This is a genomic window from Planctomycetaceae bacterium (genome assembly GCA_039680605.1).
Taxonomy (GTDB): domain Bacteria; phylum Planctomycetota; class Phycisphaerae; order SM23-33; family SM23-33; genus JAJFUU01.
Window position 1 is genome coordinate 105,880 of record JBDKTA010000063.1, and the last position, 19,543, is coordinate 125,422.

Annotated in this window: 12 protein-coding genes; 5 read left to right on the forward strand and 7 right to left on the reverse strand. The window is 63.8% G+C overall.

Translation table 11 applies throughout. From position 1 onward, the window contains the following. Nucleotides 1-68 precede the first annotated feature (68 nt). Nucleotides 69-3,410 (forward strand): CHASE domain-containing protein, encoded by a 3,342-nt coding sequence (locus tag ABFD92_18895; GenBank protein ID MEN6506610.1) that lies wholly within the window; start codon nucleotides 69-71, stop codon nucleotides 3,408-3,410. A 2-nt stretch (nucleotides 3,411-3,412) separates the two neighbouring features. Further along, complete coding sequence (locus ABFD92_18900; protein ID MEN6506611.1) at nucleotides 3,413-4,315, forward strand: diguanylate cyclase; 903 nt, start codon at nucleotides 3,413-3,415, stop codon at nucleotides 4,313-4,315. Between the two features lie 9 nt (nucleotides 4,316-4,324). Here ABFD92_18900 and ABFD92_18905 read toward each other — a convergent pair whose 3' ends face one another. The 3 genes from ABFD92_18905 to ABFD92_18915 form a co-directional block, all read right to left on the reverse strand. Then, entirely contained in the window at nucleotides 4,325-6,367 is a 2,043-nt protein-coding gene (locus ABFD92_18905) for a DUF6785 family protein (GenBank protein ID MEN6506612.1), read from the reverse strand. Nucleotides 6,368-6,528: 161 nt separating this feature from the next. Beyond that, nucleotides 6,529-7,308, reverse strand: a complete 780-nt coding sequence (locus ABFD92_18910) for a hypothetical protein (protein ID MEN6506613.1) — start codon at nucleotides 7,306-7,308, stop codon at nucleotides 6,529-6,531. A 9-nt stretch (nucleotides 7,309-7,317) separates the two neighbouring features. After that, the gene (locus ABFD92_18915; protein MEN6506614.1) at nucleotides 7,318-8,247 is read right to left on the reverse strand and encodes a serine O-acetyltransferase; all 930 of its coding nucleotides are present in this window, start codon (nucleotides 8,245-8,247) and stop codon (nucleotides 7,318-7,320) included. A gap of 277 nt (nucleotides 8,248-8,524) precedes the next feature. Between ABFD92_18915 and hemB the strand changes: the two genes are divergently transcribed. Next, nucleotides 8,525-9,499: a porphobilinogen synthase gene (hemB, locus tag ABFD92_18920; GenBank protein MEN6506615.1), complete on the forward strand. Its 975-nt coding sequence runs from the start codon at nucleotides 8,525-8,527 to the stop codon at nucleotides 9,497-9,499. A gap of 10 nt (nucleotides 9,500-9,509) precedes the next feature. On the opposite strand, the gene ABFD92_18925 is transcribed toward hemB, so the two are convergent. Then, nucleotides 9,510-11,438 carry a PAS domain-containing protein gene (locus ABFD92_18925; protein ID MEN6506616.1) on the reverse strand — a complete coding sequence of 643 codons (1,929 nt, stop codon included), beginning with the start codon at nucleotides 11,436-11,438 and terminating at the stop codon, nucleotides 9,510-9,512. Between the two features lie 942 nt (nucleotides 11,439-12,380). Here ABFD92_18925 and ABFD92_18930 point away from each other — a divergent pair. After that, nucleotides 12,381-13,250 carry a type I restriction enzyme HsdR N-terminal domain-containing protein gene (locus ABFD92_18930; protein ID MEN6506617.1) on the forward strand — a complete coding sequence of 290 codons (870 nt, stop codon included), beginning with the start codon at nucleotides 12,381-12,383 and terminating at the stop codon, nucleotides 13,248-13,250. A gap of 29 nt (nucleotides 13,251-13,279) precedes the next feature. Next, nucleotides 13,280-14,125 carry a DUF3800 domain-containing protein gene (locus ABFD92_18935; protein MEN6506618.1) on the forward strand — a complete coding sequence of 282 codons (846 nt, stop codon included), beginning with the start codon at nucleotides 13,280-13,282 and terminating at the stop codon, nucleotides 14,123-14,125. 296 nt (nucleotides 14,126-14,421) lie between these two features. Here ABFD92_18935 and ABFD92_18940 read toward each other — a convergent pair whose 3' ends face one another. The 3 genes from ABFD92_18940 to ABFD92_18950 form a co-directional block, all read right to left on the reverse strand. Beyond that, nucleotides 14,422-16,134 (reverse strand): AMP-binding protein, encoded by a 1,713-nt coding sequence (locus tag ABFD92_18940; protein ID MEN6506619.1) that lies wholly within the window; start codon nucleotides 16,132-16,134, stop codon nucleotides 14,422-14,424. Nucleotides 16,135-16,452: 318 nt separating this feature from the next. Next, the gene (locus ABFD92_18945) at nucleotides 16,453-17,649 is read right to left on the reverse strand and encodes an alpha-L-fucosidase (protein MEN6506620.1); all 1,197 of its coding nucleotides are present in this window, start codon (nucleotides 17,647-17,649) and stop codon (nucleotides 16,453-16,455) included. A 454-nt stretch (nucleotides 17,650-18,103) separates the two neighbouring features. Next, on the reverse strand, nucleotides 18,104-19,201 hold the full coding sequence (locus tag ABFD92_18950) for a hypothetical protein (protein ID MEN6506621.1): 1,098 nt from the start codon (nucleotides 19,199-19,201) through the stop codon (nucleotides 18,104-18,106). Nucleotides 19,202-19,543 lie beyond the last annotated feature (342 nt).

A 19,543-nucleotide genomic window follows, 5' to 3' on the forward strand; every position in this document is an offset into this window, starting at 1 on the left:
GCCGAAGGAAACCGATGCGACCCTTGAGTGCGATCAGACTGCCCCGGCGACTTGAACGTGTCCGGTCGATGATGTCGCAGTACTTCGTCTCGGTGGCGATTCTCGCCATGGGGGCGGCGCTGTCGACCTGTCTGTACTTCATCGCCGACGAACTCGAACACCAGCGCGCCCTGCTGGCGTTCAACCAGAACGCCAACGACCGCATCCGGTCCATCAAGGCCTCCCTCGAAGTCAACCGCCTGGTCCTCAACTCGCTCAAGGCCTTCTACGCCGGCACCGACAACGTGACAGAGCAGGAATTTCGCCAGTTCATGCAGCCGCTGCTTAAAAGCGTTCCGGACCTTCAAGCCGTCGGCTGGGCGCCGAGGATCGCCCGCGATCAGCGCCCGCTCTTCGAGCGGACGCGCCGGCGAACCATCACCGAACACGCCGCCGACGCCAAATTGGTTTCCGCGGCGGAGCGGCCTTACTACTTTCCCCTGGAGTACATCGAGCCCCTCGCCGGGCGCGACACGGCGATGGGGTTCGACGCCGGATCGTGCCCCAAACGCCTGGCGGCGATGAATGAAGCCTGCGACAGCGGCCACCCCACCATTACCGGGCAGATCCGCACCGTCACCGACGCCGGCGACGAGATCAGCCTGCTGGTGTACGTGCCGATCTTCCGAAACGCCACGCCCACCGCGACGGTGGACCAGCGCCGAGAGCATCTGGCTGGGTTCGTCGTCCGCCTGGTGCGGATCGACAGGACCGTCCAGAGCGCGCTGACGTCGCTGCCGCCGCGCAACATCGACGTCCACCTGTTCGACCTGTCCGACAACCGCGGGCCCGAATGGCTCTACTCGCAGTTGAGCCCCGCCAGCCGATACGCCGGCATGGGCGAGCGCTTGGACGTCAAAGACCTCACCACCCAACTCTGCCGCACCGAAACGCTTGACGTTCCCGGGCGGCGATGGCAGATCGTCTGCACGCCCGCCTCGGGACAGCTGGAAGTGGCCGAGACCTCTCTGCCCTTGATGGTGCTCCTGGGTGGTCTGGCGGCCACCGCCACGTTGACCGCTTACCTGGTCGCCACGCGCCGCAACGCCGTCCGCACCGCCGGGATGGCCAGCCTGCTCTCGCAGGCCAACGCTTCCCTGGAGCAGGAGAACCACCATCGCCGGCAGGCCCTGCACGAGCTGCAGTCGTCCAAGGACTTTCTCCAGAAGATCATCGACGCCCTGCCCGACCCGCTGATGGTCGTCGGCCTCGATCACCGCGTCGCCCACGCCAATCGCGCCGCCAGCAAGGCCACCGGCGACAATCCCTCATCCCAGTGCATGGCCCGATGCCGTGCCGCCGAAACGCCCGACGAATCCCGCGACAGCGCATCCAATCCCTGCCCGGTCAAGGCCGTCGTCCAGACCCGCCGGCCCGTCACGGTGCGACACGCAAACCCCACCCTTGATGGCGACCGCATCGTCGAAATCTGCGCTTCGCCAATCCTGGACGCCCAGGGACGCGTGGTGCAGATCGTCGAGTCGCATCGCGATATCACCGAAATGGTGCGCGCCCACGAAGAGATCAGCCGCCTGGCGCGATTCCCCGCCGAAAACCCCAACCCGGTCATGCGAGTTTCGGCACGGGGAATCCTCCTCTACGCCAACGAGGCCGCCGCCGATCTGCTGGCGGGCCTGAACTGCCGCGTCGGAGCCCCCCTGCTGGCGCCGTGGAAGGGCGCGTTGGACGAGTCGCTGAAGATCCAGAAGGCCCGGGAGATCGAGTTCGTCTGCGGCGAGCGAATCTATTCGCTGACCTTCTCCCCCGCCCCCGACGGGGCGTACTCCAACATCTACGGCATGGACATCACCGAACGGCGTCGCGCCGCGGCAGCACTGCTCCAGTCGCGACAGGAGGCCGAGGCCGCCAACAGCGCCAAGAGCCAGTTCCTGGCCAACATGAGCCACGAGATCCGAACCCCGATGACCGCCATCATGGGCTTCACCGAACTGCTGGCCGATCCCAACCAGTCCCCCGCCGAGCGGGCCAACTGCCTGAGCATCGTCCGCCGCAACGGCGAGCACCTGCTCGAGGTCATCAACGACATCCTGGACCTGTCGAAGATCGAAGCGGGCAAGATGGCCCTGGAGATCAAGCCCTGCAACCTGACGGCCATGCTGGCCGACATCGCCAGCGTGATGCGCGTCCGCGCCGGGCAGCACGGCGTCACGGTGGCCATCGAGTACGCCACGGCGATTCCACAGATCATTCAGACCGACACGGTGCGCCTGCGTCAGGCGCTGGTGAATCTTGTCGGCAACGCCGTCAAGTTCACCGAAAAAGGCAGCGTCCGCATCGTCGCGGCCCTCGTCGGCGACGCCGCCGCCGATCCGAGCATCCGGATCGAGGTCATCGACTCGGGCATCGGGATCAGCCCCGACCAGATGGGACGGCTCTTCCAGTCGTTCCAGCAGGCCGACGCCTCGACCTCCCGCAAGTACGGCGGAACGGGACTGGGCCTGGCGATCACCCGCCATATCGCACAGATGCTCCAGGGCTCCCTCGATGTCGCCAGCGAACTGGGCAAGGGCAGCACCTTCACCCTGACCATCCCCACCGGAAACATCGCCGGCTCGATCATGCTCAGCAAGCCCTGCGAGGGCCTTCACACCAGCACCGAGCCCGTCTCGGTCAGCATCGATCTGACGGGCCTGCGCGTCCTGCTGGCCGAGGACGGCCCGGACAACCAGCGACTCATCACCACCCTCCTGCGAAAAGCCGGCGCCGACGTGGACGTGGCCGAAAACGGACGCCTTGCCGTCGAGGCCGCAATGAACGCCAATTACGACGTCATCCTCATGGACATGCAAATGCCAGAGATGGACGGTTACGAGGCCACCCGCGCCCTGCGCCGCAGCGGGATGACCACCCCCATCCTGGCGTTGACTGCCCATGCCATGACCGCCGATCGCGACAAGAGCATCGCCGCCGGCTGTGACGAGCATCTGACCAAGCCCGTCAACCGCGCGGCGCTGCTGACCGCCGTCCGCACGCACGCCACCGGCACGGCGCCGGATCGCGCCGCCCGCCCCGCCGCCGCGGCGCCCCAACCCCTGGCGTCGGACTACGCCGACGACCCGGACATGTGCGAGATCATCGGCAAGTTCGTCGAGGCCTTGAGCGACAAGTGCGCCTTGATGACGGCGGCGCTGAAGAACGTTCAGACGGCCGACCTGACGCGCCTGGCCCATCAACTCAAGGGCGCCGCCGGCGGGTATGGGTATCCTACGCTGACGGACGCGGCCCGCCATCTCGAGACCGCGGCCAAGGCCAACGACATCGAGGCCGCGACGCTGGCATTCAAACACGTGGCGGATCTATGCAGGGCCATCCAGATCGGGTGGCCGACACCAGGGCGGGTGGAACCATGACCATGAAGGTACTCATCGTCGACGATTGCGCCGAAGCGCTGCTGATCGCCAAGGCCCGTCTGGCCCAGGAGTCGCTGGAGGTGGTCTGCGCCTCGAGCGGGCGCGAGGGCCTGGATACCGCGGCCGCAACCATGCCCGACCTGATCCTGCTCGACGTGGACATGCCCGACATGTCGGGGTTCACTGTCTGCGAGATGCTCCAGCAGTCGCCGGCGCTGTGCATGGTTCCGGTGATCTTCCTGAGCGCCTCGCAGGACGCCCACGACAAGGTGCGCGGGCTCGATCTGGGGGCCGTCGACTACGTCACCAAGCCCTTCGACGCCTTCGAGCTTCGCGCCCGCGTGCGTGCGGCTTTGCGAACCAAGCGCCTTCAGGACCTGCTGCTGACCTGCACGCAGATCGACCCGTTGACCGAGCTGGGCAACCGCCGCGCCCTCGATGCGGGCCTGCAGCAGGAATGGGCCCGCGCCGAACGGACGGGCTCGCCCCTGGCGGTGGTGATGGCCGACATCGACTATTTCAAGCGGATCAACGACCAGTTCGGTCATCACGCCGGCGACGACGTGCTCTCCCGCGTCGCGGCGGTGCTGCGCAACCAATGCCGCCAGTGCGACCGCCTCTTCCGTTATGGCGGGGAGGAGTTTGTGATCCTGCTTCCGGCGGAAACCGCCGCCTCGGCCTCCAACGTCGCCGACCGCTGCCGCCGCACGGTCGCCCAGTGGCCCGTCAAGACAATCCGCGGGATCATCGAGGTCACACTCAGCTTCGGCACGGCCGACTCGCGCCAGGCTTCCTGTACACAGGAACTGCTCGACCTGGCCGATGCCGCCATGTACGACGCCAAGCACCAGGGGCGCAACTGCGTCCGCGTCGCCCACCAGCCCACGCTTCGCACGGCGATCTGACCGGGCCGCTCACGAGGGCATGATGCGGAAGGGTTGAGGCGACGTGCCGGTCACGTAGTAGTAAATCGCGCCGTGAATCACCGGCGCCAGCGCCCCCAGCACGTCCCCGGCAATGAGCCCCACCATGAACGGTTTGGCCGAGAGATACATGCGGCTGCCGCCGGTTCGGGTGACCAGCGTCCGGATCAGCCATCCCAGCAGGAACGACGACGCCAGCGTGGTGCTCTGCCACGTCCCGAGCATGCAGAACAGCACCGGGTGGATCGGCCACCACGTCAGTTTCAACCGCAGCACCGTCATCACCAGCACCGCCGCCAGACCGGCGCCGAAGGCGATCACCGTCGGGCGGTCCGGTCGCAAACTCGCCCACCGACCCAGCCCCGGCGCCGGGTCGCCGATCAGCGCGGGATCGGCGTCGGCCTCGGCCTTGAGCCGGGCCAGGCCGTTCATCGCGAAGTTGGGCACCATCGACCAGGTCCAGCCGTCGCTGACGGTCCGGGCTCCATGCTTGTACTGAAGGCCGAGCGTCACCGGCAGGGCCACGGCGATCGCCAGAGTCAACGCGACTGCGGCAAAGATCCCCACGCGGCCCTGGGGCACGCCCTTGAGCTGCGCCAGGCGCAAACCGGTGACCATGAAGGGCATGACCGCCTCGCGCGGATCGACAAACAGCAGCGTCGAGACCAGGAACAGAATCGCCACCGACTGCAGATCCATCACCGCCAGGCCCACGAACCCCAGAAGAACCTCGCAGGGGAAGTAGTAGGAGTGGATGAAGAACGCCCCGGTCTCGGCCACGATCCGGCTGATGACCGTGTACAGCACCACCGCGCCGACGGCGTACAGGATCGCGATGGGCCAATAGACGCCGTCCTTTGGCACCACCAGGAGCAGGACGAAACAGGTGATGAACACCAGGAAAATCCGCGCCGCCCACACCGCCCACGCCGGTTGATTGCGACCCACCGGGAGAAACGGCAGCAGCGCCCGGCCGAAGACGGCTGACAGATACCGCCGCCCAGTATAGACCAGGCTCATGAACAGGCCGGTGTACGCCCCGCAGTGAATCGCCCCGCGCAGGGACCCGGCGAAGAACCCCTTGTTGAGCACTACCCCGCGGTCGAACGCCGCCGTGTTGGCGAAAGCCCACACGTATGGCGCCAGGCCCAGCGACAGCGACAGGTCGGCCGACAGAAAATACGCGAACCCCACCGCCGTCGGGAAGAACGGCTGGCTCATCAGCCAGGCCATGTTCCCCTCCGCTTGCCAGCCGATCAGTTCCCCGATCGGGGCCAGGTTGACCCCCATCGGAATCTGGATCAGATTCAGCGGGTAATACTTGAAACTGTAGTTGTTGAGGTGGATGAGCAGGATGCCCACGGCGGCCACCCAGAATCCGCCGCGGCGCAGAATGCCGCTGCCGGCGCCGTCGGGTCCGGGCAGCAGCGTGTCGGCGAATTGTGCGATGGGATACCGCAGGCGTTCGTTCAGCGCCCACTGCCCGTGCAGCACTACCGCCAGGGCGATGGTGCCCAGCCACAGGCTCAGCAGCAACGGCAGCCAGAACATCAGCGGGCGTTTCCAGACGCGCCAGGGTATGTCGCGCGACGGCTGGTCGGTTTTGTCCTGTTCGCCGGCGGGAAGCGAGGTGAATGCCTCGACGTCGGAAGCGCCGGGTTCCGTGAGCATCCGGCTGGGCACCAGGCTCAGCAGCCTGGTGCGCTTCCAGTTTACGTCGGTCTGCCCGCGCGCCGCCGGGAGCATGATGACGTTGGTGAAGTAGTGCATCAGCCCGCGTCCGGGGATCGAGCAGGCGACCATCGCCAACGCCATCACCACCGCCAACTCGCCGCCGCTGAGGGCCCACGTGCTGCGCATGATCCGCACGAGCGGGTTGACGACCAGCACGACCAGCAGCACCCCGCCAAAGACCGAGATGGGCATGTAGTTGCCCGTCAGATACGTGCCCCGCAAGATGTAATCATTGAAAAACGCCACGCCGCAGATAAACGCGGCCAGCGCCAGACCCAGCAGCACGCATCGAAAGGTCATGTGGTTCCTTGCAGTTTCGGGCGGTACGATGCGAATACACGCGGCGGATGCCTGCCCTATCTAAAACCGCCCGCAAGCACAGAAAGGCCGGGGAATTTGAGAACGGGGCGCACAGCCTTTCCAGGCTGTGAATGAACAGGCTGGAAAGCCTGTTCCACCGCCTATTGCGCCGCGATGGCCGTGGCGATGGGTCGCACCACGCCGGGAACCACCACGCGGCGGACCATGTCTTCGCAGGTGCGGCACTGGCGGGGGAAATCGCGAGCGACATCCATCACCTGCCCCATCCGCGGGAAGTTCCGCACCGCGTAGTACACGCTGATGGGGTCCGGGCTGTAACGCCCCGTGCGGACCTGGTAGCTGTTATTGCGCGTCGCCAGGTACAGCCGCCCCTGCATGCAGCAGTCTTCGTCCAGCGCCATGACGATGTTCGGCTCGCACTCGATCGTCGGCCCCAGCGACTCCTGCAGCAGCGCCCCCAGCGGCGAACCGTCCAGCAGCGCCGCGGCTACCACCTGGTCGCGATTACCGCGATACTCGAGATTGAAGCCGATGAGGATCTCGACGCTCTCGATGTCAATGCCGGTCACGCCCAGGAAGTACGTGCTGCGGTCCAGCAGCCACGAGTGCATCTGGAAGACCGTCTCCAGGTCGTCGGGGTTGAACCAGCCCGCCGTCATCTGGTTGCCGCTGATCTCCAGCCACTGGTACGTGCCCTGGTCGCGGTCGCCCTCGAGCACGAACCCGGCGCCCTTGGCCGGACCGCTTTCGCCCTCGGGCATCTCCTCGCGGCGGTAGAAACTCGTCATCAGCGGAAACTTCTTGCGGACGGCCTCGCAGAAATGCAGCACCGTCTCGCCGCTGGTGGGCAGGTCCACCACCGTCTGGAGGCTCAGATTGACAAACACGTCGTCAACGGATGCGGAAAAGTTCAGTGCCATGTTCGTATCCTACGCGCCGGGGCGGTTCTTCTTGCTCAGCACGCGAATGTTGGAGTCCATCTGCACGACCAGGCTCTCGGCCGGGACCGATTCGGTCACGTACACGTTGCCGCCGACCGTGACGTTGTGTCCGACGACTGTCTCGCCGCCGAGAATCGTGGCGTTGGGGTAGATCGTCACGTTGTCTTCGATCGTCGGGTGGCGCTGCAGGCCCTTGATGATGCGTCCGCGCTCATCCTTGGGGAAGCTCTTGGCCCCGAGCGTGACGCCCTGGTAAACCTTCACGTTGTCGCCGATTCGAGTCGTCTCGCCGATCACGACGCCGGTGGCGTGGTCGATGAAGAAGCTCTTGCCGATCACCGCGCCGGGGTGGATATCCGCCCCGGTGGCGCCGTGGGCGTGCTCGGACATGATGCGAGGCATCAGCGGCACGCCCAGCACGAGCAGTTCGTGGGCGATGCGATAGACCGTCACGGCGTAATAGCCCGGGTAGCAGTAGATCACTTCGTCGGTGCCCTTGGCAGCCGGGTCGCCGTCCCAGGCGGCCTGGGCGTCCAGCGCCAGCATGTCGCGGATCGCCGGCACGCGGGCCAGGAAATCGACGGCCATCTTTTCCGCGTCGCTGCGGCATGTGTCAGGGTCGGCGCACGTGGGGCACTGACGCTCGGTGCAGACGCAGGCGTAGATCTCTTCCTCGAGCTTTTCGCGAATCTCGGCTACCAGGTGCTCGATGTGCGAACCGAGGCTGCCCTCGGTCAGCCCGCGCTCGCCGAAGAAGCCCGGAAACAACAGCCGCCGCATGTCCTCGACGATCTGCACGATCTGCCCGCGGTTGGGCTGGAACCCGTGCCCGATCCGCTGCGTTCGCGCATCGGTCTGGTAGTTGGCCACGATCGCCGCGGTCAACCGGTTCAAATCACCTGTTACTGTTTTTCCCATGCTCGCACCCTTAGGACAAACATCACATTCTATATAGGCAATGGCCCGATGTCACGAGCGAACATTTCCCACCAAAGGAAGGGGAAGAAACCGACGACGCTTGCCACGCCCTAGCCTTGGCGAATGCCCAACGGGTTGTCCGGTTCCCAACAACCGCGCGGAGCAAGCTCCGCCGCTAACATCGCGCAGAACGTTCTATTCGTCCTCGTCGTCGTTCTCGTCCTCGTCGTCGGTTGTTTCTTTGTTTTCCCCTCCCCCGCGTTATACTTGATCAACAATGAAAGGCTTCCCTACAAGACGTCTGCGCCGCCTGCGAGGCAGCGCGACGCTTCGCGACATGCTCGCGGAAGTGCGCGTGCATCGCAGCGATCTGATCGCCCCGCTGTTCGTGCGCCAAGGCGAGGGCGTGCGAAATCCCATCGCCGCCATGCCGGGACAGTTCCAGTTCTCCGTCGACACCGCACTGGAAACCGCCCGCCGCTGGGCCGGCCTGGGCCTCCCTGCCGTGCTGCTGTTTGGCCTGCCCGCCGGCAAGGACGAGATTGGTTCTGCCGCCTGGGACGCCGGCGAATCGGTGCAGCGGCTGATCGCTCAGATCAAGGCCGCCCTGCCGCGGATGCTCGTGATCACCGACGTGTGCCTGTGCGAGTACACCGCGCACGGCCATTGCGGGCCTCTCGATGCCCGCGGCGGCGTCGATAACGACAAGGCCCTGGAGCTGCTGGCCCGGACCGCTCTTTCGCACGCCCGCGCCGGGGCCGATATCGTCGCCCCCTCAGCCATGATGGACGGCCAGGTGCATGCCATCCGCCAGGTGCTCGACGCCGAAGGATTCGCCGGCACCGCCATCATGGCCTACGCCGTCAAGTTCGCATCGAGCCTGTACGGCCCCTTCCGCGAGGCGGCCGGCAGCACCCCCGCCGCCGGCGACCGCCGCGGATACCAGATGGACTACCGCAGCCCCCGCCAGGCGCCGCTGGAAGCCGCGCTGGACGCCGACGAGGGCGCCGACATCCTCATGGTCAAGCCCGCCGCCACGTACCTCGATATCATCGCCGACCTGCGACGCCGGTTCGATCTGCCCGTCGCCGCGTATCACGTCAGCGGCGAGTACGCCCAGATCAAAGCCGCAGCGGCCGCCGGATGGCTCGACGAAAAGGCCGCCGCCCTCGAAGTCACCTCAGCGATCAAGCGAGCCGGCGCTGACCTGATCATCACGTACTTCGCCGAGCAACTCGCCGCGTGGCTGTGAAGGCGCGGTTTCACCGGCTCAGGATGTCTTTGACGGTCTGGGCCAGTTCGGCGGCCCCGAAGGGTTTGTTCAGCATGTCGATGTTCTCGCCGACGAGGCCGCGGTCGGTCAGCGCCTTTCCGGCGTGTCCGGAGATAAACATCACGGCGATGCCGGGGCGGCGGTCCTGGAAATATCGCGCCACGTGCGGGCCGTCGCCCTGGGGCATGACGACGTCGGTGATCAGCAGGTCGATGGGCCCGGCATGACGGTCGCATAACTGCGACGCTTCGCGGGCCGAGCCCGCCGCATACACGACATAGCCGCACTCGCGCAGCGTTTCGGTCATCCACTGGCGAACGCCCGCTTCATCCTCAACCAGCACGATGGTACCGGCGCCTCGGGGCAGGCCGGCGGCGGGCGGCTGGGGCGCCGGCTGCGCCGCCTCCTCGCGCAGCGGCAGAAAGAGGTTGAACGTCGTGCCGCACCCGGGGCGGCTGGCGACGCGGATGGCCCCGCCGCTTTGGCGGACGAACCCATGCACCATCGCCAGCCCCAGCCCCGTCCCCTCGCCCGTCGGCTTGGTCGTGAAGAACGGCTCGAACAGATGCGACAGGCTCGACTCCTCCATTCCGCATCCGGTATCGCTGACGGAGATCCTGACGTACGGACCGGCCGGGCAGTCGAACCCCGGCGCGGCCAGCGGTTCGTCGATCTCCACGCGCTGGACCTCAAGGATCAGCCGCCCGCCGTTGGGCATCGCGTCGCGGGCGTTGAGAATCAGGTTCATCATCGCCTGCTGCAGTTGCCCCGCGTCAACCTCCGCCACGCACGGCGACTCTGACGACACGTGCGAGTACACCACGTCATTGCTCAGCAGGCGCACCAGCGACCGCGAGATGTCCCGCAGCAGCACGTTGATGTCCAGCACCTGTGGCCGCAAGATCTGCTGACGGCTGAACGCCAGCAGTTGCTGCGCCACGTCGGCCGACCGGTTCGCGGCGGCGATGATCTCCTCAACATACTCGACGGCCTGCTCCTGGACCAGTTCGCGCCGGGTGAGCATCTCGGCGTATCCTTTGATGATCGTCAGTTGGTTGCGGAAGTCATGCGCAACGCCGCCCGCCAGCCGCCCGACGGCCTCGAGCTTCTGGCTCTGGCGCAACTGGTCTTCGGCCTGCCGGCGGCGCGTGATGTCGCGGGCGATGCCGGCCGTCCCGATCACCGCCCCGTGCTCATCGTGGACGGGGCTTTTGATCGTCTCGAAATACCGCACTTTGCCCTGGTCGTCCTGGAGAACGCGCTCGGTGTTGAGCGGCCGACCCGTGCGAAGGACCTGCTCGTCCTCGACCCGTATCCGCTCCTGGACATGAGACGGCAGAGTGCCCTCGCCGGTGGTGCCGATGGCGTCGCAGGCCTCGATGCCGAAGAACTTGCGCCAGGCCGCATTGACCGCCAGAAAGCGCCCGTGAGTATCTTTCAGCCACGCCGGGTCCGGGATCGTGTTCAGGATCGCCCGCGCGTGGGCCTGGCTCTCCCATAACGCCGCTTCGATCCGCTTGCGGTCGGTGATCTCCGTCACCAGAACGCCCACTGCCCAGACCGCCCCGTCCGCCCGAGAGATCGGATAGAAGCTCTGGATCCAGTATCGCCCGCTCCGCCCGCCGGCGAGGCTTTCGGAAATCTCGATATTAGAAATGGATCGCCCGTCGCCCAGGACGCCACGCAGGTGCGGCTCGATAGCCGCCACTGCCCACGGAATGATTTCGTAAATGGTCCGCCCGACGGTATCTGCAGCGGAGATGCAATTCATCGCCGCCAGCGTACTGTTGATGTACAGATACCGCATGTCCGAATCGAGAAAGGCTATCCCGGTCGGGGCCTCGTCGAGCATGCCCAGCACATCCAGAGACTGCCGGAGCTGATGATTGAGCGACTGCAATCCGTCCTCAGGCGTCATGGCAAGCTCCTTCGGAAAGCAAAGGGGAATGAAAACCAGCCGCCAAAGCAGCACTCACGATTCAAGTCCACATGCGACCGGTCTAGACTCATGGGCTATGGCGATCCGTAACTAAAGGCCAACCATAGAAGAGCTGTTTACCACAAGCACATGGTAACGCCGGCGAATGGGCATGGCAATCAAACTGCCCGCCCAGAGCGGAATTATTTCTCGTTAGGCCGTCGAGTTGCCGGTTTCGAGCCCCCAGAGAGCCCCAAACTCGCCCCTCAGTACACCGGAAGCACCGATGCGCGGCCATTGAAACAGAACCATCAGTAATTGCGGTACGTCTTATCCTGCCTTCGCGTTCCCTTACTCTCTTCGCCAACCTGTCGTCGCGGCCACTATTCACAAGTGCTTTATGACACAGGCGTTGTAGAAGCTTCTACCTATACTCATTATCCCGCACCACCTTTACGATCTCTTCTACGGCCTCTCGGTACACCTCGGTGCCACCGACGCCCGCGAGCACACCGAACTGCTCGTCATCCCCAACGACCCGGTAGACCTGGCCCGCTTCATCGAAACCCACCTCCGCCAAGCCACCCCCGCCACCCCCCGGCGCCCTCCTCCTCCACGGCCGAGCCCGCTGGGGCAACGCATGGTTCACATCCGTCCTGGCAATGCTGCGAGCGGCGACTTCATAGGATGCCCGAATCCAGATTTCCGCCCCAACATCCAGAAGAGGCCAGACGAGCAGCCAGACCCCTTAGAGTGCGGCGGCAGCGACGCCGCCTTGGATCGATCAAGCACGACAGACACGGCAGCGGGACGTACGAAATTGTGCCTGACTGCCTTTCCCTTCGGGCAGAGGATTGACGTTTCTCCCCATGTGGCGATAGAATCGAGTCTAGTCGCGTTGCGACACTTTGTTTATTTTTTGGGGCAAGAAAGGATCGCGTCATGGCACTGGATAAGGCAACACTTCAGAAGCTGAAGCGGTATGCGCAGGTATTCAAAGACGCTGCTGACCGAGGAGCCAACGAATCTGACACGGTAATGTACTTGGTCAAGTTCTTTGAAGATGTGCTGAACTACGACAGCCTCGCCGGCGAAATCTCCAAAGAAGTCTCCATAAAGGATCGCTATTGCGATTTCGGCATCAAACTCAATGGCTCAATGGCCTTCCTTGTCGAAGCTAAGGCCGCAGGCATCCAGACACTGCGAGAGAAGAACATCGAGCAGGCAGAGAATTACGCTTCCCGCTGCGGTATCCGCTGGGTGCTCCTGACAAACGGAATCCAGTGGCAACTCTACCACCTGACGTTCAACGAAGGGGAAGGGATCGTTCACGACCTCGCGTTCGAGGTCAATCTGCCTGACGTTGATCTGAGGCCCGACGTAGTTTGGGCCTCCCTTGAGATGCTCACTAAAGACAGCGTCTCTGTCGACGTGCTGTCAAACTTCTGGAACCAGAAGAAAGCCCTCGCCCCCGCATCGCTGGTCCGGGTTCTTTTCAGCGAGCCGGTACTGAGCATCATCCGCCGTGAACTGAACCGCAATGCCGAAGCCAGGCTGGAAATGACCGATGTCTTTGCTGGCGTGAAGGAAGTACTAAGCCGAGATGCTCTCCTCTCGGCTGGCGACATCGCGCTGACAAAGAAGCGCAAGAAACGCCGCAAGGTCAGGAAGGTCGACACTGCTACAGGGCAGGCGGTAGAGGTTGAGGTGGAAGAAGAGATCGATTCAGAAGCTTCCGATACGCCATCCGATATTGAACCTCAGCCACAACCTGGGCAAACACCAACGGCGCCTCCGGCGGCGGCTGTATAGCGACCCTGATTCTTTGTGGGGCGACATATATGCATTTTTACTATCTTGACGAGGCTGGGAGCACCGGGACAGACTTGGCAAATACGCAGCAGCCTGTCTTTGTTCTTGGCGGGCTGAGCGTTCGTGACGAAGGCTGGAACGTTACGCAAGAGGCGCTTGACGAAGTTCTTACGGCGTATTTCCAGGGGCGCAAGCCCGACGGGTTTGAATTGCACGCGGAGCAGTTGCTTTCGCCCGAGGGGCAGGGCCCGTTTCTTGGCCATGATCGTGCTCGCCGCAATGAATTGGCCTTGAACATATTGGCTTTGCTGACGGATCGACACCACGATGTGCATCTCTTTGCAATAGACAAAGCCAAACTTGCTGCCATCGCGGCAGTCCCGGACGGATGTGAACCTGCTCCGTATACTATCGCCTATGACTATATGATTACGTACATCAATTGGTATGTGAAGGCAAAGCTGGGGATTAGTGCCAGAGGCATGTTAATCATCGACACCATAGATGAATTCAGGAACGCGATTGAAAGAATCAGTGTTGCCCGACGCTTTGAGGGGACAATTGCACATCGTATCAAGTGGATAGTGGAGTTCAGTTACCCTGTCGATTCTCGCAAGAACCCTATGATACAGATGTCTGATCTTATTGTTTTTACTGCCAAGAAGTTCCTCGAAGTGCAAGGAGGCTATAGGGACGGGTACCCACAAGAGGCCAAGAGGTTTTATGCCGAGTGTTATGGCCTGATCGATTCGAGAATCAAACACAAAACAATCGTTCCACGCAACGGTCGAGGTTCAGAGGTGGTGAACTCATTCCTTCAAACGATACGGGCCGAGCCAGGCGCGCAGTGGAGACGTGAGTACGGGTTGTCCTAGGAAACAGAAGACTGGGATAGAAAGATAAGGGGGTGTTGTACTCTTAAACACGCACACTTCTCTTTTCGTGCGATCTCTGCTCTGAAAATAAACCCGTAAACAAGATCACGGGGATAAACATAGCCGCTGTAATGACAAAGGCTTAACTTTTCATCGTTTTAGGTGAACCGAAGGTTCATGTTCGACTGCGGCAAGTTGTTTACGGCCGATGGGGATCGTGGCTGTCGGGCTTTGCCCTCCCGCCACGGCACCCGTTTGGGATTGCCGATCACTGATTACCGATTACTGTTTACTGATTACCGATTCCGGATTATTGCTTTCGGCCGGAACAATGAGCGGCGGAGGCGTTCGAGTAACGCCAAGAGGCCCAGGCGGCGGTAGGTTCTTCGGTATCGGCGGCGGGGGCGGACTTTCATGCCGCCGCGCCAGCCGGCCCACTCGCGCTGGCGCAGTTCGCGGCGTTTGATCTTGCCGCTGATGGTCTTGGGCAGCTCTTTGACGAACTCGATCGCTCGCGGGTACTTGTACGGCGCAGTGATGCTCCGCACGTGCTGCTGCAGCTCCCCCACCAGCGCGGCTGAGGGTTCGTAACCGTCCGCCAGCACCACAAAGGCCTTGACGATCTCGCCGCGCAGGGCGTTGGGGCTGGCGACGACGGCCGATTCCTTCACGGCTGCGTGCTCGATCAGCGCGCTTTCGATCTCGAAAGGCCCGATGCGGTATCCGGAGGTGATGATCACGTCGTCGGCGCGCGAGACGAACCAGAAGTACCCGTCGCTGTCGCGGTAGGCGCGGTCGCCGGTGAGGTAGAAGTCGCCGCGGAAAGCGGCGGCTGTCGACTCTTCGTCGTTGAGGTACCCTGCGAAGAAGCCCACCGGGCGGTTGGGCTTGATGCGGATGGCGATGTGCCCTTCGTTGCCGTCGCTCAGCGGGCGGATGTCGTCGTCGACGATCAGCACGTCGAAGCCGGGCACGGGCTTGCCCATCGAGCCGGGCTTGACGGGAAAACACCGGTAATTCGCCAGCACGTTGACGGTCTCGGTCTGGCCGTAGCCGTCGTGGATGTCAAGCCCCGTGGCGCCCCGCCAGATGCGGATGACCTCGCCGTTGAGCGGCTCGCCGGCGCTGGTGCAGTGCCGCAGCGACGACAGGTCGTAGTTGTCCAGATTGTCCCGCACGAGAATGCGATAGACCGTCGGCGGCGCGCAGAAACTGGTGATGCCCAGGCGGCCGATCATCGTCAGCGTCTTTTGCGGCTCGAACTTCGGGGCGGCCGAGACGAACACCGTCGCCCCCACCGTCCACTGACCGAAGAGGCAGCCCCAGACGGCTTTGCCCCAGCCGGTGTCGGTCATCGTCCAGTGCGTGTCGCTGGGCTGCAGGTCGTGCCACAGCTCGGCGGTCAGCCGATGCCCGATGCCGTACGACGCCTGCGTGTGCAGCACCATCTTGGGATACGCCACCGTGCCGGAGGTGAAGTAGATCAGCATGTGGTCGTCGCTGCGGGTGCTCTGCCAGTTGTCGAACGTCTCGCCCTGGGCGGCCAGGGCGTCGGCGAAGTCGATCCAGCCCGGGCGAGGCGCCTCGGCGCCGACGACGATCTTGTGCGCCAGCGTCGGGCAGCGGGCGGCGATCTCGTCGACCACGCCGGCCAGCTCGGCCGAGCAGATCACGCCCACCGCGCCGGAGACTTCAAAGCGGTACAGCAAGTCCCGCGGGCGCGACTGCGTGGTCGTCGGGATGGGGATGACGCCCAGCTTGATCATCGCCAGCATGGCCACGTACCAGTCGGCCCGCCAGCCCATCAGCACCAGCACGCGCTGGCCCTTGACGATGCCCAGCGACCGCAGCAGATTGCAGCAGCGGTTGATCCGGGCGGACAACTGGCCGAAGGAGTGCGACTCGATGGCGCCCCAGTCGGCCGAGCCCACCAGCAAGGCCGTGCGCCCGGGCTCCTGGCGAGCCCACTTCTCGAACACGTCGACGGTGTAGTTGAACAGCTCAGGCACGTGCAGCGCATAATCGCGCCGAGCGGTTTCATAGTCGCCAATGTTCGGCGGGGATGTACGAGACGAGCACGTCATTTTGCGTAGCACGGGCATCTTGCCCGTGAGTTCCACGGGCATCTGTCCCGTAGGTCGGGGATTGCACGGGCGAGACGCCCGTGCCACGCATGGGCGAGACGCCCATGCCACAAAACAGCAACCGACGACGAGGACGAGGACGACGACGAGGACGAGATTCAACTGCGGCCTCGTCGCCGTCCGATCCTGTTGTTTACCTCATTCTTCTCTGCGTTCTCTGCGACCTCCGCGGTGAAACTGAAACTACCTCGGATACGCTGCAAACTCCATCTTGATCACGGCGCACTGGCAGATCTTATCGGGGCAGCCCTTGGGCAAGCCGCTGATGACGATCTTCTCGCCTTCCTGCGTGAACTTCAGGGGCTTTTTGGTCGTCAGCAGCGAGCACTTGAGCAGCTTGGTATGCACCTTGTCGATGGTGATGGTGCTCTTACCGGGCCACTTGAACAGCCACAGGTATCCGGTCGTGCCGTGCTTGGTCCACTTGGCGCCGGTGGGGACCGTCAACTGCCCCAGGGCCTCGGCGCGTTCGTTGGTGCCGTAGACGGCTTCGCCGTTGACCTTGAGCCACTTGCCGACGGTGGCCAGGCGCTCGACCTCGATGTCGCGGATCTGGCCGCTATAGGGTTCCGGTCCGCTGTTGAGCAGGACGTTGCCGCCCATGTTGCAGACGGTGGCCAGCAGGTCCAGGATCCCGCGCGGCGTGTAATACTTGCTCTTGGGCGTCGGGTGCCAGGCCCACGTGCCGTTGAACGTCATGCAGCATTCCCAGTCCTGGTCCGGATACGCCGTCGAGGTGATGTGGCCTTCGGAGCAGGTGAAGTCCTGGTACGTCAGCGAGCGGTCGTTGATGATGATGCCCGGCTGATGCTTGCGGACCATGGCGTTGATCTCGGCCGAATCCCACTCGCCGCCGTAGCCCATCGGCGAGGGCTCATCGTACCAGAGGATGCTGACTTCGCCGTACTGCGTCATCAGCTCGCGCAGGAGGCCCTTGGTGTACTTGAGGATCTCCTGGCGGTATTTCTCGTCGGTGCGGGCCTGTTCCTTGATGCCGGTGTGGCGGTCGTTGAGGGCGTAGTAGAAGCCGACCTTGAGCCCGAACTCGCGGCAGGCCTTGACGAACTCGGCCACCAGGTCGCGCTTGGGTCCGTAGTTGACGGCGCAGAACGGGTTGACCTTCGAGTTCCACAGCGGGAATCCGCAGTTGTGCTTGGTCGTCAGGACGGCGTACTTCATCCCGCCGGCGTGGGCGGTCTTGATCCAGTTGCGCACGGCGTCTTTGTCGGGCCTGAGCTTTTCGACGCGCAGGCGGTCGTGGTCCTCGGGCGTGTTGGCCTCGGGGTGCTCTTCGAGCCACTTGTACTGCGGGTCCATCCACTGCGAAAACATGTTGTAGTGGATGAACATGCCGAAACGCGCCTCGCGCCACCATTTCATGCGTGCATCTTTTGCGGCCACATCATTCATAAGTCAACTCCGGTTAGTGAAGGAAAGTAAGGCCGCGCGTAACCTACCCGGCGGCTGCCAACGGTGCAACCGGAAAAACGGGAGAGTCACGTCCGCGAATGTCACGAATGGGCGGAAGGACGGATGGTTCGATAATGGATGGATGGATGGATGGATGGATGGATGGATGGATGGCGCCTGCAAAAGCGGCGGCGCGTTGCCGATCAATGTAATCAGGCACATGTTGTGTGGCATGGGCGTCTCGCCCATGCTCTTGCTGTGTGGCATGGGCGTCTCGCCCATGCTCTTGCCGTGTGGCATGGGCGTCTCGCCCATGCTCTTGCTGTGTGGCATGGGCGTCTCGCCCATGCTCCCCAATCTGACTCTCGCATTCAGGGACACGCACAACGGAGTTGTGCGTGGCACCCATTCGGGCGGTGCCACGCTACTTCGCCAGCGACTTATTGAGCAGCAGGAATCCCAGCTTGCTCTGGGTAATGATCATGCGGCCGTTGTGGATGGCGATGGCGCCGGGCCCCTGCGGCTGCCACATGTCTTCGCCGATGGCGGTCTTGACGACCTTGATGAGCGTCTCCTCGATCTTCTTGCGTTCCTCGGCGTCGCTGACCGGGGCGGTGCCCGGACCGACGTTGAGGTTTTTGGCCAGGGCGATATTGTTGCCCGCCCCGCCCAGGGCGGCGGCGTTGGCGTCGTCACTGGCGTTGGCGTTGGTGCTCATCCGCGGTCCGGTGAAGCTGGGCGTCACGGCCAGCATGTCGCCGATCTGGTAGGTCCTGGTGAAGGTCTCGCGATTGAGCGCCGCGCCGGTCGAGATGGTCACCACGTCCTCGTCGACGATCCAGTAGACCGCGTCGAGCTTGGCCTTGCCGGTCGAAAGCTGCCCCACCAGCAGGTCCAGCGCCTTGGCGACGGTGATGTCGGAGGCATGCATCGTGACGGGGGTCTGCTTGGTGACGCCCGAGGCCTCAAGGGCGTTCCAGTTGACGTCGAAGTTCATCTTGAGTTCCGGGCGGAGGGTCTTGACGACGTCGGCCAGTTCGGCGTTGTCGAAGTTCCAGTCGCGCGGAGCGGGTGCGGGCTTGGCCGCGGCGGCGTCGCGCGGGGCCGCCACGCCGGGCGCCGACCCGCGCAGCAGCAATCCCCGCGTGGTGACGCGGACGGTATCCTTGTCGACATACCACGCCAGGGGCCGCCCGCTCTTCTCGACCTGCCCGAGCATCATGCCCAGCGCCTCGCCGGGGCTGGTCGCCACGCCCTTGACGACGACCTTCTCGCTGTCCTTGACGCCGGTGGCCCGCAGCGATTCCCAGTCAACCTCCATCTTCACGCCGGCCAGCTTGGCGCACTGGGCCAGCGCGTCGGCCAGGGGAGCGTTGATCGCCAGCTTGGGCAGCGGCGTCTTCATGGCCGCATCGGCGGACACCTTCGTGTCGGTCGCCGGCGCCGCGGGCTGAGTGGTCGCAGCGGCCCCAAGCGAGACGATTACCAGCAGCATCGCGACAGGAATGAGACGCCCAGGCATGGAAGGCTCCTTGTTGGAGGCAGGTATGTCTGCATCCATTATACCGAGTGTCCTGCCGCCGGGCGACTATGGAGCGCAGCGAGGCCGGTTCGCGGCCTGACCCCGCTGCCGCCACAGAATGATGCGCCCCCGGATATTTCACCGCGGAGATCGCCGAGATCGCAGAGATGTTTTCAATGAAAAGACGCCGCATGGACGGTCTGTTTTCAGATTAACCCGGATATTTCACCGCGGAGATCGCAGAGACCGCAGAGGTGTCTTGAATTAAAAGACTTACAGAAACTTTACGGAGTGGGCCTCATGGACAGTCTGTTTTTTCAGATTAGCGCCGCTTACGACGTG